General features: G+C 64.6%; 20 protein-coding genes. 9 read left to right on the forward strand and 11 right to left on the reverse strand.

What is annotated here, in order from left to right:
- Positions 1-79: 79 nt before the first annotated feature.
- On the reverse strand, positions 80-1,690 hold the full coding sequence (locus C1876_RS07470; protein ID WP_114546098.1) for an FAD-dependent oxidoreductase: 1,611 nt from the start codon (positions 1,688-1,690) through the stop codon (positions 80-82).
- A 200-nt stretch (positions 1,691-1,890) separates the two neighbouring features.
- Between C1876_RS07470 and C1876_RS07475 the strand changes: the two genes are divergently transcribed.
- From C1876_RS07475 to rpsA, 3 genes are all read left to right on the forward strand, one after another.
- Positions 1,891-3,399 (forward strand): response regulator transcription factor, encoded by a 1,509-nt coding sequence (locus C1876_RS07475; RefSeq protein ID WP_114546099.1) that lies wholly within the window; start codon positions 1,891-1,893, stop codon positions 3,397-3,399.
- A 157-nt stretch (positions 3,400-3,556) separates the two neighbouring features.
- The gene (locus tag C1876_RS07480) at positions 3,557-3,967 is read left to right on the forward strand and encodes a Fur family transcriptional regulator (RefSeq protein ID WP_114546100.1); all 411 of its coding nucleotides are present in this window, start codon (positions 3,557-3,559) and stop codon (positions 3,965-3,967) included.
- Between the two features lie 275 nt (positions 3,968-4,242).
- Positions 4,243-5,469 carry a 30S ribosomal protein S1 gene (gene rpsA, locus C1876_RS07485; protein WP_114546101.1) on the forward strand — a complete coding sequence of 409 codons (1,227 nt, stop codon included), beginning with the start codon at positions 4,243-4,245 and terminating at the stop codon, positions 5,467-5,469.
- An 84-nt stretch (positions 5,470-5,553) separates the two neighbouring features.
- Here rpsA and C1876_RS07490 read toward each other — a convergent pair whose 3' ends face one another.
- Together C1876_RS07490 and C1876_RS07495 are read right to left on the reverse strand one after the other, a co-directional pair.
- Entirely contained in the window at positions 5,554-6,867 is a 1,314-nt protein-coding gene (locus tag C1876_RS07490) for an NCS2 family permease (protein WP_114546102.1), read from the reverse strand.
- Positions 6,868-7,036: 169 nt separating this feature from the next.
- Positions 7,037-8,980, reverse strand: a complete 1,944-nt coding sequence (locus C1876_RS07495) for an acyltransferase family protein (RefSeq protein WP_114546103.1) — start codon at positions 8,978-8,980, stop codon at positions 7,037-7,039.
- Positions 8,981-9,223: 243 nt separating this feature from the next.
- On the opposite strand from C1876_RS07495, the gene mnmA reads away from it, so the two are divergent.
- Together mnmA and coaE are read left to right on the forward strand one after the other, a co-directional pair.
- Positions 9,224-10,297, forward strand: a complete 1,074-nt coding sequence (mnmA, locus tag C1876_RS07500) for a tRNA 2-thiouridine(34) synthase MnmA (protein ID WP_244910077.1) — start codon at positions 9,224-9,226, stop codon at positions 10,295-10,297.
- Positions 10,294-10,893, forward strand: coding sequence for a dephospho-CoA kinase (coaE, locus tag C1876_RS07505; RefSeq protein WP_114546104.1), 600 nt, complete (start codon positions 10,294-10,296; stop codon positions 10,891-10,893). The genes mnmA and coaE overlap by 4 nt, the downstream gene beginning before the upstream one ends.
- A gap of 48 nt (positions 10,894-10,941) precedes the next feature.
- On the opposite strand, the gene C1876_RS07510 is transcribed toward coaE, so the two are convergent.
- The gene (locus C1876_RS07510; RefSeq protein ID WP_114546105.1) at positions 10,942-12,015 is read right to left on the reverse strand and encodes a YeiH family protein; all 1,074 of its coding nucleotides are present in this window, start codon (positions 12,013-12,015) and stop codon (positions 10,942-10,944) included.
- 220 nt (positions 12,016-12,235) lie between these two features.
- Here C1876_RS07510 and uvrB point away from each other — a divergent pair, with 220 nt between their 5' ends.
- Complete coding sequence (uvrB, locus tag C1876_RS07515) at positions 12,236-14,386, forward strand: excinuclease ABC subunit UvrB (protein ID WP_114546106.1); 2,151 nt, start codon at positions 12,236-12,238, stop codon at positions 14,384-14,386.
- A gap of 60 nt (positions 14,387-14,446) precedes the next feature.
- Here the strand turns inward: uvrB and C1876_RS07520 are convergent, their stop codons facing one another.
- Positions 14,447-15,385 carry an alpha/beta fold hydrolase gene (locus C1876_RS07520; protein WP_114546107.1) on the reverse strand — a complete coding sequence of 313 codons (939 nt, stop codon included), beginning with the start codon at positions 15,383-15,385 and terminating at the stop codon, positions 14,447-14,449.
- 59 nt (positions 15,386-15,444) lie between these two features.
- On the reverse strand, positions 15,445-16,053 hold the full coding sequence (locus tag C1876_RS07525) for a TetR/AcrR family transcriptional regulator (RefSeq protein WP_114546108.1): 609 nt from the start codon (positions 16,051-16,053) through the stop codon (positions 15,445-15,447).
- A 134-nt stretch (positions 16,054-16,187) separates the two neighbouring features.
- Between C1876_RS07525 and C1876_RS07530 the strand changes: the two genes are divergently transcribed.
- Positions 16,188-17,858: an MDR family MFS transporter gene (locus C1876_RS07530; protein WP_114546109.1), complete on the forward strand. Its 1,671-nt coding sequence runs from the start codon at positions 16,188-16,190 to the stop codon at positions 17,856-17,858.
- A 98-nt stretch (positions 17,859-17,956) separates the two neighbouring features.
- On the opposite strand, the gene C1876_RS07535 is transcribed toward C1876_RS07530, so the two are convergent.
- Complete coding sequence (locus C1876_RS07535) at positions 17,957-19,234, reverse strand: MFS transporter (protein ID WP_114546110.1); 1,278 nt, start codon at positions 19,232-19,234, stop codon at positions 17,957-17,959.
- A gap of 309 nt (positions 19,235-19,543) precedes the next feature.
- On the opposite strand from C1876_RS07535, the gene C1876_RS07540 reads away from it, so the two are divergent.
- The gene (locus tag C1876_RS07540; RefSeq protein ID WP_114546111.1) at positions 19,544-20,305 is read left to right on the forward strand and encodes an IclR family transcriptional regulator; all 762 of its coding nucleotides are present in this window, start codon (positions 19,544-19,546) and stop codon (positions 20,303-20,305) included.
- A gap of 59 nt (positions 20,306-20,364) precedes the next feature.
- Here C1876_RS07540 and C1876_RS07545 read toward each other — a convergent pair whose 3' ends face one another.
- The 3 genes from C1876_RS07545 to C1876_RS07555 all read right to left on the reverse strand — a co-directional run bounded on the left by C1876_RS07545 (position 20,365) and on the right by C1876_RS07555 (position 23,809).
- A complete protein-coding gene (locus tag C1876_RS07545; RefSeq protein WP_114546112.1) occupies positions 20,365-21,975 on the reverse strand; it encodes an FAD-dependent oxidoreductase in 1,611 nt (536 codons plus the stop codon).
- 184 nt (positions 21,976-22,159) lie between these two features.
- Entirely contained in the window at positions 22,160-22,966 is an 807-nt protein-coding gene (locus C1876_RS07550; RefSeq protein WP_114546113.1) for a glycoside hydrolase family 25 protein, read from the reverse strand.
- A gap of 90 nt (positions 22,967-23,056) precedes the next feature.
- Positions 23,057-23,809 (reverse strand): transglycosylase domain-containing protein, encoded by a 753-nt coding sequence (locus C1876_RS07555; RefSeq protein ID WP_114546114.1) that lies wholly within the window; start codon positions 23,807-23,809, stop codon positions 23,057-23,059.
- A 197-nt stretch (positions 23,810-24,006) separates the two neighbouring features.
- Here C1876_RS07555 and C1876_RS07560 point away from each other — a divergent pair, with 197 nt between their 5' ends.
- Positions 24,007-24,474: an RrF2 family transcriptional regulator gene (locus C1876_RS07560; RefSeq protein WP_227114028.1), complete on the forward strand. Its 468-nt coding sequence runs from the start codon at positions 24,007-24,009 to the stop codon at positions 24,472-24,474.
- 11 nt (positions 24,475-24,485) lie between these two features.
- Here C1876_RS07560 and C1876_RS07565 read toward each other — a convergent pair whose 3' ends face one another.
- Positions 24,486-25,184 (reverse strand): ABC-2 transporter permease, encoded by a 699-nt coding sequence (locus C1876_RS07565; protein WP_244910080.1) that lies wholly within the window; start codon positions 25,182-25,184, stop codon positions 24,486-24,488.
- Between the last annotated feature and the right edge of the window lie 29 nt (positions 25,185-25,213).

A 25,213-nucleotide genomic window follows, 5' to 3' on the forward strand; every position in this document is an offset into this window, starting at 1 on the left:
TGGGGAGAGGGAGTGGAAGCGCGGGCGAAGGGGAGGGCTCCGGGTTCCATCCCCCCCGCCCGCGGTGAGCGTCCTTGCTCTAGCTCTTCAAGTATGCGCCTGCGTTTTGGGCTGCTTCTCTTCCGGAGTTTACCTGGTTGCCGAAGGCGGTGCCGCCGATGTTGATGGTGTACACGTGGCGGTACAGCATGTTGCCGTCGTTGCCGATGGCGTAGAGGCCGTCGATGGGCTCGCCGTCCGCCTTGATAACGCGGCGCTGCTTGTCGGTTACGATGCCGCCGGTTTCGAAGAAGAAGCTGTACCCGAGCTGCGCGATGTAGTACGGACCCTGATCGAGCCCCACCATCATTTCGGCCTTCTTGCCGAAATCGTCGTCGTTGCCCTTGGCGCACAGCTCGTTGTAGCGCGCGACCGTAGCTTCGAGCGCTGCTTTGTCGAGTCCGGTTGCCTCGGCCAGGCCGCCAATCGAGTCGGCCTTGAACAGCGTTTCCGTCTTGTCGTTGGCCAGCGCATTCTCGAACGTGGCCCGCGCGTCGTCGGTGGTGCCGAAGAACTCCTCGAAAACCGCCTCGTTGAACACCGCGTAGTTGGCTTTGTTCGCCTTGCTCGGGATGCACTGCAGCACGAGGTTGTCGTCGGTGAGGTTTTCGCGCGTGTAGCGATCGGCGTGCTCGTTGACCCACAGCACGGGGCCGCCGTGCGCGATGCCGAAGTAGCCGTTGATCGGGTTCATCGCATCGTTGTGGAAGTCGATAGGGGGAAGGGCTGGGATGTTGAACAGAATGCTCTGGGCGGTATCGATCATGAAGTCCTGCGCTCCGGCGTCCATCGCCATGCGGTAAGCGTCGCCTGCTGCCTTGTCCGAGCCCACGATGAACAGGTTCGTCGTGTCCCACCCCTGTTGGGCGATGAGCTCGGGATTGCCGCCGAACCCGCCGGTGGCGAACACGACCGCCTTCGCGTTGTACTGGATAACGCCGTCGGGCCCCTTAGCGTAAGCACCTGCCACCTTGCCGTCCTTCATGATGAGCTGATTGACGGCGGTCTCAAGATGCGTTTCGATGCCGAGATCCTGCACGCGCTTGGTCATGGGTTCCACGTAGCCGATGGCGGCCTTGTTGCCCTTGAACCAGTGGAACGTCGGATACAGGCAGGTGCCGTTGTAATCGTCGACGATACCCGAGTACAATACGCCCTGATCGAGGCACCATTCGATGTTCTCCGCCGACTTGGCGCACAAGGCGGCCCACAGGGCGCCGTTCTGACGATGCTGGCCGTCCTCGAGTTCCTTCTCGATGACGTCGGCCGGCACCACGCTCACGCCGTTTTCCTCGGCCAGCTTGGAGCCGATGCCGAACATGCCCTCCACGAAGCTCGCGTTGCCGCCCAGCTGGTTGTTCTTCTCGACGAGGATGAGGCTCGTGTCGTCGAGCGCGGCCTGCACGGCGCATGCCAGCCCGCTTCCGCCGCCGCCCACCACGAGCAGATCGGTATCGTAGGTTGCGTCGACGGTTTCCGGCGGCGTGGTTTCGACCGTGCTTTGCTTGCTCGTGCCGGCGCTGTCCGCCGCTCCGCTTCCCTGCGGGGCGCAGCCGGCCAGTCCCCCGAGCGCGGCTACCGCTCCAACGCCGGCCATTCCCGTCAGAAACGAGCGTCGAGACAGCGCGATGTCGTGGTTCCTCCCCAACATGTTCCCACTTCCTTTCGTATTCGGTGCATGGGCAAGCCGCTCGGTGCGGCTTGCGTTCGATGCCCACTGTGGGGTGTGCCGGGTGTGGTAGTCTTCCCAAGTTGTGGGTGAAGTGCCCTCAAACGTCCACTTCCCCCGATCCGGGGGAGGACGTTTGTTCTGGTTTTCGGTAGGGTATGCAGCGGGGAGGGGAGGCTTTCATGAAAGCGAATCAGGTTATCAACGAGCAATCGGAGCGCATGCGCATCCTGCAAAAACTCGCGCGGAGCATCGTCACGCGGCCGTATCTGCTGACGGCGCTCACGCTGTATTGGACGTGGGTGAACCTGGCGTTTCAGGGTCCGCTGTTCTTTCCGTCGGTCGAGCTGTCGTCCGGATTGCTGTATCCTGCGTGGATCGGCCCCGTGGCGGCGTACGCGCTTGCCTATGCTGTGCTCGGTCGGTGGTTTCGACCGCTCACGTCGGCGTTTCGTCAGCGATGGTACGTGGGGGCCGTTGCCGGGCTCATGATGGCCGGCGCGCTCGTCTGCTTCGTGTGGATGCAGTGGTTCGAGGCGTCGCTGCAAACGCCGATCCACTATGTGCTGTACACGGTGGGGTCGCTCGGCGTCGGTGTGGGAACGGCGTGCTTCCTGGTGGAATGGGCGCGCGTGTTCGGATTTCTGGGGCCGCAGGAAGTGCTGTTCCAGGGCATCGTCGCCATGTTGGGATCGGCGCTCACCATCTGCCTGCTCTCGTTTCTGCCCCTCGTGGTAGGCCAGCTGCTGTTTGTGCTGATCCCGGTGCCGCTGGCCCTGTGCTTTTACCGGGTGATGCGCGACCTTCCGCGTAAGACGGTGTTCGAGCACGGCATGAACACGCCTCTGCGGCTTCCGTACAAGCTGGTCATCACCGCGTTCATCCACGGTCTTGCCCTTGGCGTGCTGCTGGGCAGCCTCGTCATGGAAGGCAGCGATCCGGTTACCATCCTCGTCAACGCCTCGAGCTTCGTGTTAGCGGCGCTGCTGTTGCTGCTGACCGCGGTGTTCGTGAAGATGGACTTCAACCATCTGGTGTATCAGGTGGGGTTCCCGCTCATGGCGTTCGGCGCGTTGCTTGTCGCCTGCGTTCGCGGAGTTCCCGTGGTGGGCGAATCGCTGCAGCTCATCGGATTCTGCTACGTGCATCTCCTCATGTGGGGCGTGTGCTCGTATTTGACGAAGACGTTCGAGCTGCCGGCCGCCTGGGTGGTGGCATGGCCTACCTGTGCGGCAATGGCGGGGCAGATTCTGGGCGGTTCGGCATCGAGCTGGTTGGCGCAGCTGCCCGGTTCGACCGGTTCGCTGCAAGTGGCGGCGATGGTGGTGTCGTTCGTCTTGTTGTTCTCGGCGCTGCTCATGCTGAGCAATCGGAACCTGACCACGGGCTGGGGCATCGCGCGTCCGGCGAACCCCGTCAACACCGACACTACGCTCGACGCCGTGACGCAGATGCTCAGCGTGGAGAATAGCCTGACGCCGCGCGAGTCCGAGATTCTCGGCATGATGGCGCGGGGTCGTAACCGCCGGTTCATCAGCGAAGAGCTGGTGCTGTCCGAGGAAACCGTGAAGAGCCACGTATACGGCATGTACCGCAAACTGGGCATTCACTCCCAACAAGAGCTCCTCGATCTGGTGGAAGTGCGCGCCTCGGGCGTAGAGGAGCAGCCGCAGAAAGCGGTGTTCGAGTAGCGCTCCGCCCGGGAGCGAGCGCGTAGGGCGGGCGGGGGTTGTGGACGTTCGCCGTCGTATCCGGCCCTTTCCCTCCGTCGCTTCCCATTGTTTGACTAATGATATATAATCCTAATTGATCAACAGTATGGTTAGACGCATTGACGACAGGATTATCATGGCAACCGCAACCGCAGAGCGCGCGACGACGCGCAACACCATTCAGCGAGCACTCGTTCTGGAAGCAGTGCAGTCGCTGCACAATCACCCCACGTCGGCCGACGTGTACGAAGTGGTGCGCGAGCGCCACCCGAACATCTCGCGCGCGACGGTGTATCGCAACCTCGGCGTGCTCGCGAATCGCGGGGAGGTGCTGCGCGTGGAGGTTCCTAACGGGGCCGACCGTTACGACTTCCTCAACAAGCCGCACTACCACGCGAAGTGCCGCGTGTGCGGCGGCGTGTTCGACGTTGACATGCCGTACCAGGCCGACATCGTGTCGCACGTGTCCGACGCGCACGGCTTCGCCATCGAGCACCACGAGATCATCTTCGAAGGCGTATGCGCGGAGTGCCAAGCGAAGGCGTAGGCTTGCTGCGGCACCTTCGTGCTACGAGTCGGCTCTCATGCAGAGCTCGAAAATATCGTGGGGGTTCGGCAAAAAGAGCCGGGCTCCTACGGTCTCCTGTGCTATACTACTATGGCTTATAACGCACAAGCTGTAAGCACAACGTAATGTAGGCCCCCGAGACATGTTTGTTACACCGCTGCACGGGCAAGTTTCTTGCACAAGCGAACATGGTGAAGTAGCAAGTAATCATGACGAAGGGTCCCCGATTGGCAGGAATTTGAAAGGGGTCCGTTTTGACCGAAATCAAAAACACGTCCGTCATCGACTTCGAGGACATCTCCGATGAGCAGATGAACGCGATGATCGACGGCACGCTGACCGAGTTCGACGAGGGCGATCTGGTCGACGGCACGGTCGTCAAGATCGAGCACGACGAAGTGCTCGTTGACATCGGCTTCAAGAGCGAGGGTGTTATCCCCTCCCGCGAGCTGTCCATCCGCAAGGATGCCGATCCTTCCGATATCGTGAGCCTGGGCGAGAAGATCGAAGCCCTCGTGCTGCAGAAGGAAGACAAGGACGGTCGTCTGATCCTCTCCAAGAAGCGTGCCGAGTACGAGCGTGCCTGGATTCGCGTCGAAGAGAAGTTCAAGGCTGGCGAAGTGGTCACGGGCGAGGTTATCGAAGTGGTCAAGGGCGGCCTCATCCTCGACATCGGCCTGCGCGGCTTCCTGCCGGCGTCGCTGGTCGACCTCCGTCGCGTCAAGGACCTCGACATGTACCTGGGCACCGAGATCGAAGCCCGCGTCATCGAGATGGACCGCAACCGCAACAACGTCGTGCTGTCCCGTCGCGTGCTGCTTGAGGAAGGCCGCAAGAACGAGCGTGCCGAGATCCTCGCGAAGCTGTCGAAGGGCATGCGCCTCAAGGGCACGGTTTCCTCGATCGTCGACTTCGGCGCCTTCGTCGACCTCGGCGGCATCGACGGCCTCGTGCACATCTCCGAGCTCTCCTGGAACCACGTCAACCATCCGTCCGAGGTCGTCAAGGTGGGCGACGAGGTCGAGGTCGAGGTTCTGGATGTCGATCTGCAGCGCGAGCGCATCTCGCTCGGCCTCAAGCAGACGACGGAAGATCCGTGGGTCAAGCTCGTCGAGAGCTACCCGGTGGGCACCATCGTCGACGGCAAGGTGACGAAGATCGTGCCGTTCGGCGCGTTCATCGAGCTCGGCCAGTCCATCGAGGGTCTCGTGCACATCTCCGAGATGGCCATGCGCCACATCGACACCCCGGCTCAGGTCGTCAAGGCCGGCGACGAGGTGAAGGTGAAGGTCATGGAGATCAACCCCGAGCGTCGTCGTATCTCCCTGTCCATGAAGGCCGCTGCGGCCGACCTGGGCTTCGAGATCGAAGTGGACGAGTCCATCCAGGTTGAGGAGAAGCCGGCCAAGAAGAAGGCCGACAAGCCCGAGGCTGCCGCCGAGGTCGCTGAAGAAGCCGCGACCGAAGAGGCTGCGGAATAACCTCCCGCATCAGGCGATACTGAAAGGGGCCGGTCATGTGACCGGCCCCTTTTTTCGTGCCATGCGCTGCATGCGCTCGATGCGCTACGAGAAGATGAACGACGCGAGGAAGGCGAGGGAGGCCACCCACATGAGCGGCTTCACGTCGCGCGCCTCGCCCTTCACGGCCTTGATGATGCAGTAGGAGATGAAGCCGAGGCCGATGCCGTTCGCGATGGAGTACGTCATGGGAATGCCCGCGATGGTCATGAACGCGGGGAAGGCCGACGTGATGTCGCTCCAGTCGATGGCGCCGATTTCCGTCATCATGAGGTAGCCCACCACGACGAGCGCGCCGCAGGTGGCCGAGCTCGTCACCATGCCGATGACGGGCGCCAGAAACGCGCAGACGATGAACGCGATGCCGATGACGATGTTCGACAGGCCCGTGCGCGCGCCGGCGGCGGCACCCGAAACCGATTCCACGAACGACGTGATGGAGCTTGCGCCCACGAAGCCGCCGAACGCCGCGGCGGCGGAGTCCACGATGAGGATGGGCTGCACGTCTTCGACGTCGCCCTTCTCGTCCACGAAGTCGGCACGGCTGCCCACGGCCACCACGGTGCCCATGGTGTCGAAGAAGTCGCTCATGAGCAGGCTGAACACGAACAGCAGCAGCACGGGCTGCACGAGCACTTCCGCGATGGCCAGCGCGCCGTCGGGCGTCATCTGGAACGGGGCGGCGAAGGCCGAGAAGTCCGGCGCGAAGCTGAAGTCGGTGATGGCGGGCGTCACGCCAAGCGGGATGCCCACGATGGTGGCCGCCACGATGGAGATGAGCAGGCCGCCCTTGAAGTTGAGCGCCGTCAGCACCACCGCGATGACGATGGAGATAGCCGCGACGATGGCGGCGGGGCTCGTCAGGTCGCCGAGCGCGATGAGCGTGGACTCGTCGGCCGCGATGAAGCCGCCGCCCTTGAGGCCGATGAACGCGATGAACAGGCCGATGCCGATGCCGATGGCGCGCCGGAGAGCGACGGGGATGGCATCCATGACCGCCTTGCGCAGGCCGCACAGCACCAGCAGCAGGATGACGATGCCCTCGAGGAAGATGACGCCCATGGCCACGCGCCAATCCACGCCCAAACCGAGGCACAGCGAGTAGGCCACGACGGCGTTGATGCCCATTCCTGATGCGAGCGCGATGGGCCGGTTCGCAAACACGCCCATCGCGATCGTCATGATGGCTGCGCCGACGCAGGTAGCCGTGAGCGCTGCGTTGAACGGCATGCCCGCCGCCTGCATCATCGCCGGGTTCACCGCGATGATGTACGACATGGCCAAGAACGTGGTCAGGCCGCCGATGATCTCAGTGGGCACGGTGCTCCCGCGCGCTGAGATCTTGAAGAATTTGTCCACCCTTGATCAACCCCCTTCTCGTTTGCTGTAGCGCGATACTGCGGAACTGCAATACCACGTTCGCATTGTAACGAGCCAGTTTCGCAGTGGGAAGGTCTGGCGAGGAGGTTTTCGACCAATATGGCCAGGACGAGGAACTTTATGCCGGAGCCGTACGCCCTCGGACGTCCTAGGAGGCGGTCTGCTCGGGCGCGAGCGAGGCGGCGGCCGAGCGCGCGATGGCGCGCACGGCTTGCTCGGTCGCATCCTGCGCCCCGTCGGTGGCCAGCTCGAGCGGCGACTTCACCACGGCCGCTTCGGCGTTCTCCTCGTGCGAGGGCAGCAGCGCTTCCACCGCGCCGTACACGAGGTCGATGTACACCTGCGCGCCCTCTTCGGTGAGGTGCGTGCCGTCGCCGTCGAAGTACTCGTCGTGGCCGGCGCTCGCGCCGTTCCAGTCGATGAGGTGCACGTTGTCGAAGCGCTCGGCTGCGGCGGCAAGCGAGGCGTTCGTGCCTTCGACCCACGACTGCGGGCTGCGCGTATTGACGAAGAACACCTGCCGGTCGGGGCCGGCCGCGGCAACGAGGTCGTCGAGCGTCGCGTCGTCCACGGGACCGTTCGTGCCGAGCGCGTACACCACGATGCCGCCCACGACGTCCTGATCGTTGTAGAAGTCGTACACCTCGCGGCCCATGTAGAGCTGCCGGTTCACCGCGGCGTCGATCATGCCGTACGGGAAGGTCTCCTCGAAGTTCGGGATGGTGCGCACCGATACGGAGTCGCCAATCATGAGCACGTCGAGTTTCGGCTTCTCGGCTTCGGCTCCCGGCGTGTCGTTGATAGGCGGCTCCGTAGGCTGCGACGTTTGCGGCCCCTGCTCTTTGAGGAGGTCGGCACCGCCGATGGCCGCGGTTGCCGGCACGGCGATGAGGCCGCCCACGGCCACGATAACCACGGCGGAACCCGCCACGACGCCCACCGCATGGTGCTTGAGCCAGTCGGGCACGTCGATTTCCTTGTTCTTCACGCCCTTCACGAACGTGCCGAGCGCGCCCTTGCGCAGAGGATTCTCCACGAAGCGGTACGAGAACGCGGCGCAGGCGAACACGACGGCCACCTGCACGAGGTACATCCACCAGGGCGTCTCGCCCGTGAAGTTGCGCGGGTTCATGAGCAGCAGCAGGGGGAAGTGCCACAGGTAGATGCCGTACGAGCGCAGACCCACCCACACGAGCGGCTTCGCCCCTGCGATGCGCCCGAGCAAGCTGGCGGGGTGCACCATGACAGCGATGACGATGGCCGTGAGGATGGAGGCGAGCAGGATGCCGCCGCGGTAGAGGAACGGCGCGAACCCGTCCACGAACACGATGAGGCCGAGCAACGCGAGGAGCGCGACGAGGCCCACGCCGTCGAGGATGGAGCGCACCTGCTTCGTGAGGTGCACGCTCTTTTGGGCGCCCAGCATGTGCGAGGGCCAGACGAACGCCAGCCATGCGCCGATGAGCAGCGAGAACGCGCGCGTGTCGGTGCCGTAGTACACGCGGCTCGGGTCGTCGAGCGGGTTGTAGAGCAGCGCCATCTCGAGCGCCGACAGCAGGGCAACCACGAGGGTGGCGTTGCGCATGGTGGTGCGCTTCACGCCCGCCTTGTGGGCGATGAGCAGCACGACGGGCCAGATGAGGTAGAACTGCTCCTCGATGGCGAGCGACCAGAAGTGCGTGAGCGGCGACGGCGCGCCGAGCGCGTCGAAGTACGACACGTCGTGCAGGATGTACCACCAGTTCGTCACCCATAGCAGTGCGGCCCACATGTCCTCGCGCAGCTTCGTGAGCAGGCTGTGGTCGAGCAGGGTGCACAGCGCGGCCGTGCACACGATAACCAAGATGATGGCGGGCATGAGGCGCCGCACGCGCCGCAGCCAGAATTGGGGCAGGTTGATGGTGCTCGTGTTGTCCCATTCGATGAGCAGCAGACTGGTGATGAGGTAGCCCGACAGCACGAAGAACACGGTGACGCCCAGCAGGCCGCCGGGAGCCCACTGCATGCCCAGGTGATATGCGATGACGGCGAGCACGGCGAACGCGCGCAGTCCGTCAAGCGCGGGAATGTAGCGTGATTTCGTTCCCGACATGTGTGGTGCGACCCCTCCTGCTTTGATGTCCCTCAAGCGCCCCGAAGGCGCAAGTTGCCAGTATAGCAATGTTCGCACACTCTACCCCCTCGACAGCGGTAACAGGTGACGCGAGCCCCTCTTTCCATCAAATGTTGAAACGGATGCCTGCGCGCATATTTCAAGGAAGCCGCCGCGCCTTGCCGTCGCGTCGGCCGCGTTCGCTATACTGGGGGCGAACAGACGAGCGGAAAGGATGGAAGCGTGGCGAACGAAGGAGCGGAAGCGGTTGGGCGCATTGCGCTCGGCATGAGCGGCGGGGTGGACAGCGCGGTGTCGGCGGCGCTGCTGCAACGCGCCGGATACGAGGTGGTGGGCGTCACCTGTCGTTTCCGCGACAACGCCGCCACCGAGCAGGCGGTGGCCGATGCTGCGGCCGTGTGCGCGCAGCTGGGCATTCCGCACGTGGTCGCCGGATGCGAGGAGACGTTCGAGGAGTGCGTGGTGGAGCCGTTCGTTGCCTCGTACGCCGCGGGCTTCACGCCCAGCCCGTGCGTGGGCTGCAACGCGCGCTGCAAGGTTCCCACGCTGCTGGCCGTGGCGGACGAACAGGGCTGTGACCGCGTTGCCACCGGGCATTACGCGCGTATCGCGCGGCTGTCCGACACGGGTCGCTTCGGAGTGTTGACGGCCCTCGACGCGCGCAAAGACCAAAGCTACATGCTGTCGCTGCTGTCGCAGGAGCAGCTGGCGCGCCTCGTGCTGCCGCTTGGCGCCATGACGAAGGCCGAGGTGCGCATCATCGCCGCCGACCTGGGGCTCGCGGTGGCCGAGAAGGCGGAAAGCCAGGACAACTGCTTCATCGACGGCGACTATCGGCCGTTTCTCCACGCGCACGGCGTGCAGGACGAGCCGGGCCCCATCGTGGACGGCGCGGGCGCGGTGCTCGGGCGGCACGAGGGTCTGGCGAACTACACGGTGGGGCAGCGCAAGGGCATCGGCGTGGCGGGGCCCGAACCTTATTATGTGGTGGAGAAGCGCCCTGCGACGGGCGAGCTCGTGGTGGGATTCGCGCAGGACGCGCTCATCGACGCCGTGGTGGTGGGCGTGATGAACTGGCAGGCGTTCGCGTCGCTCGGCGAGCCGTACGGCGCGATGGTGAAACTGCGCTACCGAAGCCGTCCCTGTGCGTGTATCATAGAGCCGGAAGACAACCAGCGTGTTCGCATCGCGCTGAGGAGTCCGCAGCCAACCACGGCGCCGGGCCAATACGCCGTCCTCTACGACGGCGATACCGTATTGGGAGGCGGCATGATTGAGGAGGTAGTGCAAGCATGAAGAAGCTGTTCATCATCGGCGGCATGGGAGCCGGCAAGTCGACTGCCCGCAAGGCGCTCGTCGATCAGGGCTTGCCGAACATCGATCTTGACCAGGTCGGTCACGACGTTCTCAAGTGGGACACGGTGAAGGCCGAACTCGTCGAGACGTTCGGCGAGGACATTTTGGGTGCCGACGGCGAAATCGAGCGTCCGGCCCTGGCGGCAAAGGCGTTCGTGAGTCCCGCGGAGACGCGCAAGCTCAACCGCATCACGCTGCCGCGCATCGAGGAGGCGTTCACCGACCGCGTGGCCGAGCTCGAGCGTGCGGGCAACAAGGCCGTCGTGGTGGAGTACTCGGTGTTCAAGAACCGCCAGACGTCGCTCGCCTACGACGCCGACGTGGTGATTGCCGTGCTCGCGCCCATCGATATGCGCATCGAGCGCGCGGTGAAGAGCGGTTGGGACGAGACGGACGTGCGTCGCCGCATCGCGCAGCAGATCACCGACGCGGACCGCATCGAGGCCGCCGACGTCGTGTTCAACAACGACGGCACCCCCGAAGAGATGCACAACAAAGTGCTCGCCTGGTGGGGCGAGTATTCCAAGGACCTGTAAGTCGCGCTTGCGCAACGAAAAAGCCCCGGCAATGCCGGGGCTTTTTGTTTACCACAGGCCCAGCAGGTGCTGCATGGCGAGGCTGACGGCGGCGATGGCCACCCAGCAGCAGAGGCCCATGAGGATGGGCTTGCCGCCCGACTTCACGAGGTGCACGATGTCGGTGTTGAGGCCGATGGCGGCCATGGCCATGACGATGAAGAACTTCGACAGGGTTTTGAGCGGGTCGAACACGGCGGCATCGGCACCGGCCGCCATGGCGATGGTGGTGACGATGGACGCTGCGATGAACAACAGGATGAACACGGGCAGCGCACGGCGCAGGCTAAAGCCCCCGAGGGGGCCGGCGGGCCTCACCACGCTGCGCTGCTGCGCCTCGAGTGCGGCGGGGTCGTGGCTGTCGCGGCGGGCCACCAGGATGCCCAGCACGAGCGTGATGGGGATGATGGCCAGGGTGCGCGTGAGCTTCACGATGGTGGCCTGGTCGAGCGCGTTCGAGCCGGGGTGCATGCCGTCCCAGGCGGCCGCGGCGGCCGTGACCGACGACGTGTCGTTCACGGCCGTGCCGGCGAACAGGCCGAAGCCCTCGTTGGACAGGCCGAGCGCGCTGCCGAGCGAGGGAAAGATGAGCGCGGCCAGCACGTTGAACAGGAAGATGACCGAGATGGCCTGAGCCACGTCCTTGTCGTGCGCCTTGATGACGGGCGCGGTGGCCGCGATGGCCGAGCCGCCGCAGATGGACGAGCCCACGCCGATGAGCGTGGAGATTTCCGACGGCATGTGCAGCACCTTGTGCAGCACGAACGCCACGATGAGCGCGGTGGCGATGGTGGACAGGATGATGGGCAGCGACATGAGCCCCACCTCGGCGATCTGCGCGAGGTTCAGACCGAATCCCAACAGCACGACGGCGGCCTGCAGCACCTTCTTACCGGTGAACGCGATGCCTGGCTGGGTGCATCCGCGCGTGGGTTGCTTCCAGAACGCCGCAATGGCCATACCTGCCAAGATGGCGAATACCGGGCCTCCCACCAGGGGGAACGCCTGTCCGATGAACCAGCAGGGCAGGGCGATGGCCAGGCAGACGGCCAATCCGGGCAGGTATTTCATCACGGTGCTCACGTTCGATCCTTCGTTTCCATCGGGCGACAACGGCGACAGAGTATACCACTGCGCACCGAACGTGCAGGAAATTGGCGAAGGAGCGTTTCGCGGCCGACCGGCGCGAGCTGGTGGTGGTTTGGAGGGAAATGTGCGCTTCGTTACCGTTTCTTTACGAACATATGTTCATATTGATTGGGCTGTGCTACACTGATTCTCCTACGTTTGCGGGAGGAGCAGTATGGCGCATCTTTCTAATATCGACGGCATCGAAATGGAGGGCAAACTGCCCGAGGTGCGGCTTGCGGACACGCCGTTCAAGCTGGTGTCGCCCTTCGAGCCGTCCGGCGACCAGCCTCAGGCCATCGAGAAGCTGACCCAAGGCATTGAAGAGGGCTTGCGCTATCAGACGCTGTTGGGCGTCACAGGCTCGGGAAAGACGTTCACCATGGCGAAAACCATCGAGGCGGTGCAGAAGCCCACGCTGGTCATGGCGCCGAACAAGACGCTTGCAGCGCAGCTTGCCAGCGAGCTCAAAGAGTTCTTCCCCGACAATTCCGTCGTGTACTTCGTGTCGTACTACGACTACTACCAGCCGGAAGCCTACGTGCCCTCGTCCGACACGTTCATCGAGAAGGACGCGTCCATCAACGAGGAAGTGGAGAAGCTGCGCCATGCGGCCACGTCGGCGTTGCTGTCACGGCGCGACTGCATCGTGGTGGCATCGGTGTCGTGCATTTACGGCATCGGCTCGCCGATGGATTACGCCGGTATGGCCGTGTTCGTGGACAAGCAGAAGGAAATGGATCGCGACCAGGTCATCCACGAGCTCATCGACATCCAGTACGACCGCAACGACTACGAGCAGAAGCGCGGCACGTTCCGCGTGCGCGGCGACGCGCTCGACGTCTTCCCTCCCTATGCCGACAACCCTATTCGGCTTGAGTTCTGGGGCGACGAGATCGAGTCCATCACCGAGATCGACAACGTGACGGGCGAGGTGCTCAACGAGTTCGAGGCGCTGCCTATCTGGCCGGCTTCGCACTACGTGACGGCGCGCCCGAAGATGGACCGCGCACTGGGAACCATCCGCGACGAGCTGCGCGAACGCCTGCAGCAGTTCAAGGAGGAGGGCAAGCTGCTCGAGGCGCAGCGCCTCGAGATGCGCGTAAACTACGATCTGGAAATGATCGAGACGATGAACTTCTGCTCGGGCATCGAGAACTACTCGCGTCACATGGACGGGCGCGAGCCGGGCGAGCCGCCCTACACGCTCATCGACTACTTCCCGAAGGACTTCTTCTGCATCATCGACGAGAGTCATGTGACGGTGCCGCAGATCCGCGGCATGCACGAGGGCGACCGTTCGCGCAAGATCACGCTCGCCGAGCACGGGTTCCGCCTGCCCAGCTGCTTGGACAACCGCCCGCTGCGCTTCGACGAGTTCGAGGACCGCATCCCGCAGTTCGTGTACGTGTCGGCCACGCCGGGCGACTACGAGCAGAAGGTGTCGCAGCAGCAGGTTGAGCAGATCATTCGTCCGACCGGCCTGCTCGACCCCGAGATCATCGTGCGCGGGTCGGCCTCGCAGATCGACGACATCATCGACGAGTCGAAGGAGCGCGCCGCGCGCAACGAGCGCGTGCTCATCACCACGCTCACGAAGAAGATGGCCGAAGACCTCACCGACCACCTGCTCGACCAGGGCGTGAAAGCGCGCTACATGCACTCCGACATCGCCACGCTTGAGCGTGTGGAAATCCTGCGCGACCTGCGCCGCGGCGAGTTCGATGTGCTCGTGGGCATCAACCTGCTGCGGGAGGGCCTCGACCTGCCGGAGGTGTCGCTCGTGGCCATCCTCGATGCCGACAAGGAGGGCTTCCTGCGCAACCACCGCTCGCTCATCCAGACCATCGGCCGTGCGGCCCGTAACGTGTCGGGCCAGGTGATCATGTACGCCGACAAGATCACGGACTCTATGGCGCTCGCCATCGACGAGACGAAGCGCCGCCGCGAGATCCAGATGCAGTACAACAAGGAGCACGGCATCGAGCCGCAGACCATCCGCAAGGCCATCAACGACATCATGAGCTACGTCACCGATGAGATGGGCACCACCACGGCCGAGCAGGTGAACAAGGAGCTGGCCGAGCTGTCGCGCGAAGAGGTGCTGCGCATCATCGCCTCGATGGAGGACGACATGGCGTCCGCGTCGAAGAGCATGGACTTCGAGGAAGCCGCCCGCTTGCGCGACCAGGTGGTCAAGCTGCGCGTGCAGGTGGAAGGCGGCAGCGAGGACGACGTGCTGAAGGATCTCAAGAAGAACGCTCGCAAGGGCAGCGCGTACGGCAACCGCAAGAACGCCGCCTACGGCAGCGCCCGCCGGTCGTAGGGCGCGGGCGCGAAGCGCGCACGGGGTGGAGCGCCGGTCGCGCTTCGCGCCCCTGCGCGGCTACAGGCCGGCGCGCACGACTTCGAGCGCCTTCGCGAAGGCTTCCGGCTGCTCGAACATGGGGCTGTGCGCGGCGTCGGGGATGATGGTCATGCCCTTGCGCAGCGACGCGATCTCGTCGAAGTAGGCGCCGGCCAGCGCGGTGGGCGTGGTGGTGTCGTCCTGACCGAGGATGTAGTGCACGGGGCAGGCGTAGCGGGCGGGATAGGCGCGCAGGTTGAAGTCGACAAGCTCGCGCAGCAGCGGTCGATTGGTCTTCGACGCGCGCACGAGGCTGGGGATGTCGCGCAGGTTGAACATCCCGTCGGCAAGCACGCTCAGCGCGATGGCCAGGCCGCCCGCGCCCTGCTCGTACTTCTCCTGCACCTTGCGTACGGTGGGCAGCGCGCTCATCAGCGCGTCGAAGTCGGCGGGCGGGTAGTCGCCCAACTGCTCGAGTGCCGCGACGCTTTTGGCATCGTGCGCGGCCTGCGCCTGGCGCAGCGCCAGCATGAACCCCTCGCGCTCGTTCGCGCGCATGGATACCGCCTGTCCGCTGCCCACGTATGCGGCCACGTTTTCGGGATGCCGCAACGCGTACAGGCTTCCCAGTATACTGCCCCATGAATGCCCCAGGATGACGATGCGCGGCGTTTCGTAACGGCGCTTGAGGTGTTCGACGATGCTGTGCAGATCGTCCGTCATCTGGTCGATGGACTGGGGCGTTGCGGTGCGGTCGTTGCAGGCCAGCGTCATGCCCGCCCCGCGCTGATCCCAGTGCACTTGCGTGAACAGGCCGTTCCACGCGCGCTCGAGCTGCAGCGCGTGGAAATGCTCGGGGAATCCGGGGCCGCCGTGCAGGTAGAGCAGGATAGGCGCGTCGCGATGCTCGGGGCCGTGCAGCAGGTAGTGCACGATGCCTTGGGCCGGCACGTACTCGGGCGTGAATTCTTTTCGCATGGGGAGGCTCCTTGATCGGGGATGCCTCTATCCTGGGGTTGCGGGGGCGGAGATGCCACCTATTCTGGTTGGCACTTTGCCGCAACGGCTCGTTGCGGTGCGGGGCCCCCGTTCGTCTGCTCCCCGAAATGCGCGCGCCCGTATTCGTCGATGGCGGCCATCGCCTCTCCGGCCACCTCGATCACGGTGGTCAAGTCGTCGCCATAGCGTGGTAGCAGGCTCAGAACTCCGCTCAGCACAAACGTGGTCATCATGGAGCTGCGTTTGTCATCGGGAACGGATCGGAGTTCGTGCAAGCGCGCATGGATGGCATCGGTGAATGCCTCCAAGTAATAGTGCATAAGCCCGTTCTTGCCAAGAAGCATCGCTTCTTGCTTGTTGGCTTCGAAATCCCCTACAAGGTAGGCGGCGAATTGCTTGGGGTCGTCGAAGTAGTGCTCGAGGTAGTCCATGGCGGCCACGCGCTCCTCGGCGATGGCGTGGGCATACGCTTCGGCAAGGTCGTAGATATCCCGATAGTGCAGGTAGAACGTCGCTTTGTTGATGTCGGCCGCCGCAGCGAGCGAGGTGACGGTGATCTTGTCGAGGGCGCGCTTCTCAAGCGCCTCGCCGAACGCTTCGAGGAGGAAGCGCTCGGTGCGGCGGTAGCGCAGGTCGGTGTTCGCCATTTCTCCATCCTTTACTTGACGATTTCTGCGGAGTCGTCGCGTAAGCGACGCTTCGACTTGATCGTCGCTTGTCGTCGGTAGTCAAATAGTAGACGATAGTCGAGTAATAGACAAGCGACGAAAAGAGGAAAAACGTGACCACCACCGTTCGTGAAGGAGCGGGCGCCGCTGCGGCGCCGGAACACCAGGAAGGAATCAACAAGCGTGCGCTCATCGCCGTGTTCGCCGGGCTCATGCTTGCCATGTTTGTAAGTTCGCTCGATCAGACCATCGTGTCCACCGCCCTGCCCACCATCGTGGGCGAACTCGGGGGCGTCGACCATATGCTGTGGGTGACCACGGCCTACGTGCTGGCATCCACCTGCATGATGCCCATCTACGGCAAGCTGGGCGACCTCATCGGCCGCAAGCCGTTGTTCATCGCAGCGTTGGCGCTGTTCACGGTGGGCTCGCTCATCTGCGGCATCGGCGACAGCATGTTCACGCTCATCGCCGGACGCGCCGTGCAGGGCTTGGGCGGCGGCGGGCTGATGATCCTGTCGCAGGCCATCATCGCCGACGTGGTGCCGGTGCGTCAGCGCGGCAAGTACATGGGCGTCATGGGCGCCGTGTTCGCCGTCTCCATGATTGTGGGCCCGCTGCTGGGCGGGTGGTTCACCGAGGTTGCGGGGTGGCGCTACATCTTCTGGTTCAACGTGCCCATCGCCATCGTGGCCATCGCGTTGGCCACCGCGTTCCTGCCGAAGGCGAAGCGTAGCGCACAATCTTTCAAGTTGGACATCCTGGGCACAGCGCTGCTCATCGGCGGCACGGTGTGCCTTGTGCTGTTCACCACCGTAGGCGGCGGCAGCGCGGGCTGGGGTTCGTTCGAGGCGATCGCGCTCGGCGTGGCCTGCGTGGTGTGTTTCGTGCTGTTCGTGGTGGCGGAGCGTCATGCGCAAGAGCCCATCATGCCGCTGTCGCTGTTCAAGAACAGGAACTTCATCGTTGCGTCGCTCGCGGGCCTGCTCATCATGGTGGCTATGATGGGAACCATCTCGTATCTGCCCACGTACATGCAAATCGTGAACGGCGCGTCGGCCACCGAATCGGGCTACATGATGCTGCCCACCATGGTGGGCATGATGATCATGTCGACGGTGTCGGGCTTTTTGGCCTCGAAGACGGGCCGCTACAAGTGGATGCCCGTGGCAAGCTGCCTCGTGGCGGCGGTCGCGCTCGTGCTCATGTCCACCATCGCGGTGGAAACCAGCACCATCATGATGTTCGTGTACCTGTTCATCCTGGGCTTCGGCATGGGCTTGGGCCAGCAAATCCTCGTGCTCATCGTGCAGAACGAATTCCCGCACGCCATGGTGGGCACGGCCACGTCATCGAACAACTACATCCGCGAGGTGGGCGCGACGCTTGGTTCGTCGGTTATCGGCGCCCTGTTCACGTCGCGTCTTGCCGACCAGCTGGCGGGTGCGGGGGAGGCGCTCGCCAGCACCGGTCTCAGCGCGAACTCCATCACGCCGGCCATCGTGGCGCAGCTGCCCACCGATATCCAGCTGCTCGTGCAGAACGCCTACCACGACGCGCTCGTGCCCATCTTCCTGTACCTCGCGCCGTTCTTGCTGGTGGGAGCCGTGCTGCTGCTGTTCCTGAAGGAGAATCCCCTCAAGGACACCATCGAGGACGACGAGGTTGAGCTGACGGCCGAGCCCGCTACCGCATCCCGCACCTCCCGCGCGAGCGGCACGGCGTCGGCCGCCGCGAAAGCCGCAACCGTCCAGCCCGCCAAAACCGCAAGCGCCCCCGAATAGCGCGGCCGCGGCCGGGGCGCAAAAAAGCGGCGCATCCCGCTACGGGGATGCGCCGCTTCGGCACGGTGCAGCGGTTGGAACCGCCGCCCGCATAAGCCCTAGTCCTCCGCGGGCGCTTCGGCGGGGGTGGCGTGGTCGAGGGCGCGGACGCTCTTGACGAGGTAGATGGTGGCGCCCAGCACGATGCACACGAGGCCGTCCACCACGAAGAACGCGGCCACGCCCATGGCTTCGGCGGCCACGCCGCCGATGGCGATGCCGATGGGGGAGGCCAGTCCCATGGCCGCCATGGCCAGGCCGAGCGCGCGGCCCGTCTTCTCTTCGGGCACGTTGCGCTGAATGAGCGTGATGAGCGGCCCGTTGAACCAGGCGCAGGCCACGGCCATGACGGCGCACAGCACCACGAACGCGCCGAACATCTCGGGCGTGAGGAACCCGCAGGCCGAGGTCGTGATGCCCACGATGAGGGACGCCACGGCGATGAGCCCGGCCAGGCGCTTGCCGCCGCCCCACGCCATGAGGATGACCGAACCCACGATCATGCCCGCTCCGAACGCGGCTTCCACGATGGAGGCCATGTATCCGTCGCCGCCGAAATGGTCGAAGGTCATGAGCGGGAAGATGGCGCCGAGCGGGGCGAACGCCATCATGCCGATGGTGATGCCCACGATGAGGATGACGAGCCCGCGGTTCGACGAGAGCGCCTTCCATCCATCGCGCAGGTTCGCCAGCACGTGCTGATTCTCGGTGGTCTCGTCGGCGGTGGAGGGAATTTTCGCCAAAGCGAGGCCCGCCACGGCCACGAGCGCGCCGGCGAAGTCGAGGAACATGACCGAGTGGAACCCGATGGTGGTGTACAGGAAGATGCCGAACGCCGGCGCGCCGATGGACGCCACCGACATGAGCAGCTGGTCGAGCGTGTTGATGCGCAGCAGATGCTTCTCGGGCACGAGCTGCGGCATGGCCGCCATCATGGCGGGGCCGTGGAACGCCTGGCCGATGCTGCGCACGATCACGAGGATCATGAGCAGGGGAAACGAAACCTGCCCGAACAGGATGACCACGCCCAGACCGAGCGAGACGATGCCCACGGACAGGTCGGCGATGATCATGACGGTTTTGCGGTTGTACTTGTCGGCGATGACGCCGCCGAAGGGCGACAGCAACCCCTGCGGCAAGTAGGCGCAGATGGCAGCGGCGGCCAGCATGATGGCGCTGCCGGTTGTTTCGGTGATGTACCACACCACGGCGTATCCCGCGGCATAGCTGGTGATCATGGACACGGCTTGGCCGGCCCAGATGGTGGCGATGATGGCGAGCCAGCGCTTCGGCAGCTCGCGACCGGCTGCGCTCAGAGGCGCGGTCGATGCAGTCATGGAAAACTCCTTGATTCGATGGGTTTGACAGGCTCAGCATAGGGGGAGCGCGTACGGTTGCGCCACCTATTCCAGATGGAATCAAGCCGAGAAAAGGGCAACTGCACGTTGCGACGACGCGCGAGACGTGCGTTGACGAGGAAATCGCAAAGCGATTAGAGGAAGTAGTACCCAGCCATCGAAATCAGAGCTCCTTGCAAACCACGTGAAAATGCGGCGTTCAGTGTACCACGTGTTCAACGCATCGCCAAGCGGGCGCGGGTTGGCGTATACTGACGAAAACGCATCGATCTCGGGGAAGGGTCATCCATGGGAGAGGGTACCGTACAGGTTTTGGATCGGGCGTTCGACGTGCTTGAAGAGCTTGCACGCGCCCGGGGGCCGCTCGGGTTGTCGGAGCTGGCGCAGCGCACGTCCATGAGCAAGTCCACCGTCTTCCGCATCGCGCGCACCATGCTCGGACGCGGCTACGTGGAGCAAACGCTCGAAGGCGCCTACACCATCGGCCCCAAGATGTTCGATACGCTGAGCTACCACATCAATTCCCTCGAGCTGCAAACCGAGGCCAAGCCGTACTTGGCCGTGCTGAAACGCTCGCTGGGGCTCACCGCCCACCTGGGCATTCTGGACGGCGCGTACGTTTCCTACATCGAGAAGGAATCCACCGACTGGGGCGAAGAGGTGTACACGCAGGTGGGCTACCGGTCGCCGGCGTACTGCTCGTCCATGGGGAAGTGCCTGCTGGCCTGCCTTTCCAGCGCTGAGCTTGACGAGGTGCTGTACGGCTACGATTTCAAGGCGTACACGCCGAACACGTTCACGGGCAAGGCCGCGTTCGCGAAGTACCTGCATCAGGTGCGCAAGCAGGGGTGGGCCATGGATCGCGAGGAATACGAGCTGGGACACTGCTGCGTGGCCGCGCCCGTCTTCAACTACCGGGGCGACGCGCTTGCGGCGGTGGGCGTGAGCGGCACGCCCGAGAGCATCGCCGAGGAGCGGCTCGACGACATCGCGCAGCAGGTGATGCTGGCCGCGCGACGCATCTCCGAGCGCATGGGCTACGTCGAGTAGGGTCATCGAGCGGCACTGAAAAGGGCGACCGTCGGGCCGCCCTTTTCAGTGAGGAATGCTTACGCCTTCGCGGCTGACGCGCCGGCGATGCGGCCCCAGTTGAGGGCGCCCTGCAGGCAGGTGCCCGAGCCGGGGTAGTAGGGCCCGATCCAGCCGGCCGTGTTCACGCCCGCGCCGAACAGATGCGGGATGGGGTTGCCCTCGGTGTCGAGAATGGCCGCGTCGGTGTTGATGAGCAGGCCGCCGATGGAGCCGATGTTCGTGTTCTGCGTCTTCCAGGCGAAGAAGGGGGCGGCGTCGAGCGCGGTCAGCTGCACCGTGCGCCCGTAGGCCGCGTCGGCTCCGGCCGCGCAGGCGGCATTCCAGGCGTCCACCGTGGCCGCGAGGTTGCCGGCGTCCATGTCGAGCGCCGCCGCCAGCTCGTCGAGCGTGTCGGCTTGCACCATGCTGCCATCGGCCAGCGCGGCCCCGCGGGCTTTCGCGCCGTCTTCGGCGTTGTCCGACCAGGCGCACTTCGCGTCGGCATTCAGCATCTTGCCGTCCATGAGCATGTACGTGCAGCCCTCGGCCCCGCCCTGCGCCATCGCGGCGTTGAACATGGCGCGGCAGTGGAAGGCGTAGGTGGTATCCTCGCGCACGAAGCGGTTGCCGCGCTGGTCGATGAGGATGTAGGGGATCTCGGGGTTCTGGTTGTTCGTGTAGCTCCAGGTTTGCAGGATGAGGTCGACCGCGCCGTGGAAGGCCGCGTCGGCACCGTGCGCCATGCCGATGCGGATGCCGTCGCCCGTGTCGGTGGCCGCCGTTGCCACCGCCTGGGTTTTGAGGTCCCAATACTGCTGCTGGTCGTATTTGAATGCCAGGTCCTCGTTGTGGTCGATGGAGGCCATGGCCAGCACGACACCCTTGTTCGCCTTGAAGTTCTTCCCGTCGGCGGTGGCCACGCCCACCACGGTGCCGCTGTCATCCTGGTAGATGTCGGCGACCTCGGTCTTCGTCTTGATCTCGCCGCCCTTCGCCTCGACGGCCTTCTGCGCGTTCGTCGTCCACACGGCACCACCGGTTTTCGTCGTATCGGCTGCATCGGTGATGAGGTGGATGCGGTCGCGCATGTACTCGTCCTTCATGTACGGCGTGGGGTAGCAGCCGAACACGTTGGAGAACGTGATGCCGAAGCTGTCGGCCATCCACTGCAGGTTGTCGGCGGCGTTGTCGGCCATGCAGGCGACGAGCTCCTCCTTCACGAGGCCCTCGGCATCGGTCATCCAGAACTGCTTGTGCAGCTGGGGGCTGTCGTCGGTGACGCCGGCGAGGTCCTTCTGCCACGGCGTGCCCGAAGCCTGCACCGCGCCTTCGGCGAGCGCGGTGGTGCCGCCGCACGCGGCGCCCTTTTCCAGCATGAGCACCTTCTGCGCGCCGCTCTCAAGCGCGGAGTACGCTGCGGTCAGGCCGCTGCCGCCTCCGCCGCACACGATGACGTCGTACTCGCCGTCCCAGGAGACGCCCTTCGCGTTGCCGGCCGAGCCGCTCTGCTCCGCCGCGTCCGCGTTGCCCGCGGCCTTCGGCGCGCATCCGGCCAGCCCGCCCATGGCCAGCGCGCCCAGCCCGAGCGCCGCGCCGCCGATGAAGTTCCTGCGTGACAGCCCTCGCTCGTTCGCATCCGTCGTTTTCATGATGGCCCCTTCCCTCGATTGGTGGTACGTTGCGGCGTGTTCGCCGTCCCGTAGCTCTTGGGGAGGATTATAGAAACGGGCGCGCCCGGCCTCAACGGCCCCAGTTCACCATGCGGAACTCCCGTTCCACGATGCGGAACGTGCCTGGTGGGATGGCGGTATGAGGAGTTGGGTGCGGGGCTCGTTACGCGAGTTCGGTCAAGAGCAGGTTGAGGTCGACCGCCGTGGAGATGCCGTTCACCGTGCCGGCGTTCGTGTACTGCCACATGACGAAGTCGAACTGGCCGTGCGGCTCGGCGGCGTCGTACTCGGCGAACCACACGGGGCGCTCGCCCAGGTCGGCGCGGTTGTAGCGGGCCATGTCGCCGCTGTTGCCGTAGATCATCGTGGAGTAGCCGCCCTGCTCCAAGCGCTCGCAGAACGCCCGCGCGCTGGCCGTGAGCGTCTCGCGGTCGAGGTTGTTCGCGCGGCCCGAGGCGTCGGATACGGGCTCGTGGTCGTACACCACGGGAAACGCCAGATGGCGCCCGGCCAAAAGCTCGAGCACGAAGTCGGCTTCCTCGCGGGCCTCTTCCACGCTGACGGCCTGCGAGAAGAAGTACGCGCCCACGTCGAGGCCGGCGCTTGTGGCGTTGTCGATGTTCTCGGCGTAGCGTTCGTCGGCGTACAGCGCGCCTTCGGTGTACCCGCGGTTGCCCACGCGCACCATGGCGAAATCGATGCCGTCGGCGGCAACCGCGTTCCAGTCGATGACGCCCTGATGGTCGGACACGTCCACGCCCAGGCGGGAGCGCAGCGTGCCGTCCTCGTAGTAGGCGAGGCGGTCGTTGTTGGCGCCCGAGCGCTCGAGGCCGTTCCAGTCGTAGGGGCTCACGTAGGCGGGGGCTGCGGTGTCGGTTGAGGGGGAGCTGCAGGCGGTGGCCAGCCCGAGGGTGCCCGCGAGGGCGACGGCGGACAGGACGGCGGCAGCGATGGTTTTCAGTCGTTTCATGGTGCCTATCCTACCAAAGCCCTCGGGGTTCGCCGCGACGAATCGCGCACCGCTACGACGACTACAGAACCGCACGCGGCGGCCCGTCCGCTAGGCGGCAATCGCCTGGACGTTGCTCACGATGTGCTGCGCCGCGTTCTGGTTGAGGTAGTCGTAGCGCACGAGCTTCTTGAGCACTTCCTGCTGACGCTGCCGTGCCAGGTCGGGGTTCTGCGAGAGGGCGTAGATGCTCGGCGCGTTCGGGATGCCGGCCAGCAGGGTGCACTCGTCGGCGTCGAGGGCGCTCGGGTCCTTGCCGAAGTACCCCTCGCTCGCGTTGCCGATGCCCTCGTAGCCGTCGCCGAAGTAGATGGAGTTCACGTACAGCTCGAGGATGGTGCGCTTCGAGAAGTGCTGCTCGATGGTGACGGCCATGAAGATCTCGGCGATCTTGCGGTCGATGGTTTGCTCCTGGGAGAAGTACTGGTTCTTCGCAAGCTGCTGCGTGATGGTGCTGCCGCCCTCGACGATGGCGCCGGCCTTGAGGTCGTTCATGAGCGCGCGGCCCGTGGCGATGATGTCGAAGCCGGGGTGCGCGTAGAAGCGATGATCCTCTACGGCCACGACGGCCTGCAGATACAGGTCGGGCAGCTCGTCGATGGGCGTGAAGTTCTCGCTGTTCTGGATGGCGGCGGCCATGTCGTCGAGGTCGGTGGCCTCGAGCGCTTCGCGATACAGGTTGAAGCCGCGCGCGAGAAAGTACACCTCCACCAACACGATGAGGATGAACACCACGAGTCCCACGCGTCCGAGGAACGCGACGAAGGGATGGGCCTGGGATGTCCGCTGCGCCGTTCGTGCCATGGTTCCGCCTTTCCGGTGGTGCCTGTCGTGCCGCGCGTCCTGCGCGGGTTCTGCTTCATGTGCTGTATCAGTTATACCAAGCCGTCCTTAACGCTGCCTTACCGACCGCTTGCCCCATCCTTACATTCCTGCAAGAAAGGCCCGATCGTTCGGGCAAACGATGGGATATACTGGGAAAACAACACGAAGAGGGGTTCGTGGCCGCCGCCAGTGCGCGTTCGGCTGCGCACGACGACAAGGACGGTGTGACGGACATGATGATATCGACGCGGGGGCGGTATGCTTTGCGGCTCATGATCGACATCGCACGACAAGGCGAAGCCGGCTCGCTCGTCACCATGCGACAGGCCGCCGAACGCGAGGACCTGTCCGTCAAGTACCTTGAACAGCTGGGCGGCGCGCTCGTGAAGGCGAACGTGTTGAAGAGCGTTCGTGGCGTGAGCGGCGGTTATCTGCTTGCGCGCCCCGCCGACGAGATCACGGCGGGAGACGTGCTGCGCGCCACCGAGGGGAGCTGTGCCCCGGTGTCGTGCCTCGAGGACGGGGCCGAGGCGTGCCCGCGTCGCGACGAGTGCGTGGCCATCAACTTCTGGCGCGGCCTCGACCAGGCCATCGAGGACTACGTGGATCACGTGACCCTCGCCGACCTCGTGCACATGAAATAAGGTAACCGGGCTCAGAGGTCCCGTGAGCCGTATGCGCGAACTGCTGCGCGTTCCGAGACGATGTAGAGCGTGCAAGCCGCTGCTAAAACACAGGCCGCGATCAGGAGCGAGCCTCCCAAGGTTTGAGCGGCGGTTACCGCCGTGCCGACAAATGGGAAGAATGCGTCGAAATCGATGCTACGAAGCTGGTAGAGCCACACGAGGATTGCGAGCATGAACGCGACGGGCACGCAGGTGACGACGTTTCGGCAGGTGCCTGCAAGCAAAAAGGGAAGCGTGGCGCTGAACGTGGTGAGCGTGAGGGCGAACGAGACGGCCGTGGCCGTTACGAGCTGAGGTGCGTCGAAGCCAACGGTGAAGTGCGCGATCAGCGGCAGTCCGGGCACCGCGGCGATGATCGCACACGATACGACGTAGGATGCCGCACCGAGCGCGACGCATCCTGCCACGATGACGCCGACACTCGCATAGCGTCCTGCCACCACGTCGGCGCGCGAGAGCGGCAGCGACTGGCGAAAAGCGATCCAGTCGCGCCGTTGGTCGCGTAGCAGCATGGGCATCAGCACCATCTGGGCCATGGGGAGGCCCACGAGCAGGACGATGAGCGGGCTGGCTCCCGCCACCATGAGGGTGCCGACTGAGAGGAGCGCCCAGAGCGCCGCGTTTTTCCCCAGCGACGTTCCCAAGGCGAGAAAGTCCGAGATCATCATGGTCTTCACAGGACGCTCCTTCCCACGGT

It is taken from the genome of Eggerthella sinensis (assembly GCF_003339815.1).
Classification (GTDB): domain Bacteria; phylum Actinomycetota; class Coriobacteriia; order Coriobacteriales; family Eggerthellaceae; genus Eggerthella; species Eggerthella sinensis.

Excerpts from the sequence above, each read along its gene's own strand:
- C1876_RS07470 (WP_114546098.1), bottom strand. The coding sequence starts at position 1,690 with ATGTTGGGGAGGAACCACGACATCGCGCTGTCTCGACGCTCGTTTCTG.
- C1876_RS07475 (WP_114546099.1), top strand. The coding sequence starts at position 1,891 with ATGAAAGCGAATCAGGTTATCAACGAGCAATCGGAGCGCATGCGCATC.
- C1876_RS07480 (WP_114546100.1), top strand. The coding sequence starts at position 3,557 with ATGGCAACCGCAACCGCAGAGCGCGCGACGACGCGCAACACCATTCAG.
- C1876_RS07495 (WP_114546103.1), bottom strand. The coding sequence starts at position 8,980 with ATGTCGGGAACGAAATCACGCTACATTCCCGCGCTTGACGGACTGCGC.
- coaE (WP_114546104.1), top strand. The coding sequence starts at position 10,294 with ATGAAGAAGCTGTTCATCATCGGCGGCATGGGAGCCGGCAAGTCGACT.
- uvrB (WP_114546106.1), top strand. The coding sequence starts at position 12,236 with ATGGCGCATCTTTCTAATATCGACGGCATCGAAATGGAGGGCAAACTG.
- C1876_RS07520 (WP_114546107.1), bottom strand. The coding sequence starts at position 15,385 with ATGCGAAAAGAATTCACGCCCGAGTACGTGCCGGCCCAAGGCATCGTG.
- C1876_RS07525 (WP_114546108.1), bottom strand. The coding sequence starts at position 16,053 with ATGGCGAACACCGACCTGCGCTACCGCCGCACCGAGCGCTTCCTCCTC.
- C1876_RS07535 (WP_114546110.1), bottom strand. The coding sequence starts at position 19,234 with ATGACTGCATCGACCGCGCCTCTGAGCGCAGCCGGTCGCGAGCTGCCG.
- C1876_RS07540 (WP_114546111.1), top strand. The coding sequence starts at position 19,544 with ATGGGAGAGGGTACCGTACAGGTTTTGGATCGGGCGTTCGACGTGCTT.
- C1876_RS07545 (WP_114546112.1), bottom strand. The coding sequence starts at position 21,975 with ATGAAAACGACGGATGCGAACGAGCGAGGGCTGTCACGCAGGAACTTC.
- C1876_RS07550 (WP_114546113.1), bottom strand. The coding sequence starts at position 22,966 with ATGAAACGACTGAAAACCATCGCTGCCGCCGTCCTGTCCGCCGTCGCC.
- C1876_RS07555 (WP_114546114.1), bottom strand. The coding sequence starts at position 23,809 with ATGGCACGAACGGCGCAGCGGACATCCCAGGCCCATCCCTTCGTCGCG.
- C1876_RS07565 (WP_244910080.1), bottom strand. The coding sequence starts at position 25,184 with ATGATGATCTCGGACTTTCTCGCCTTGGGAACGTCGCTGGGGAAAAAC.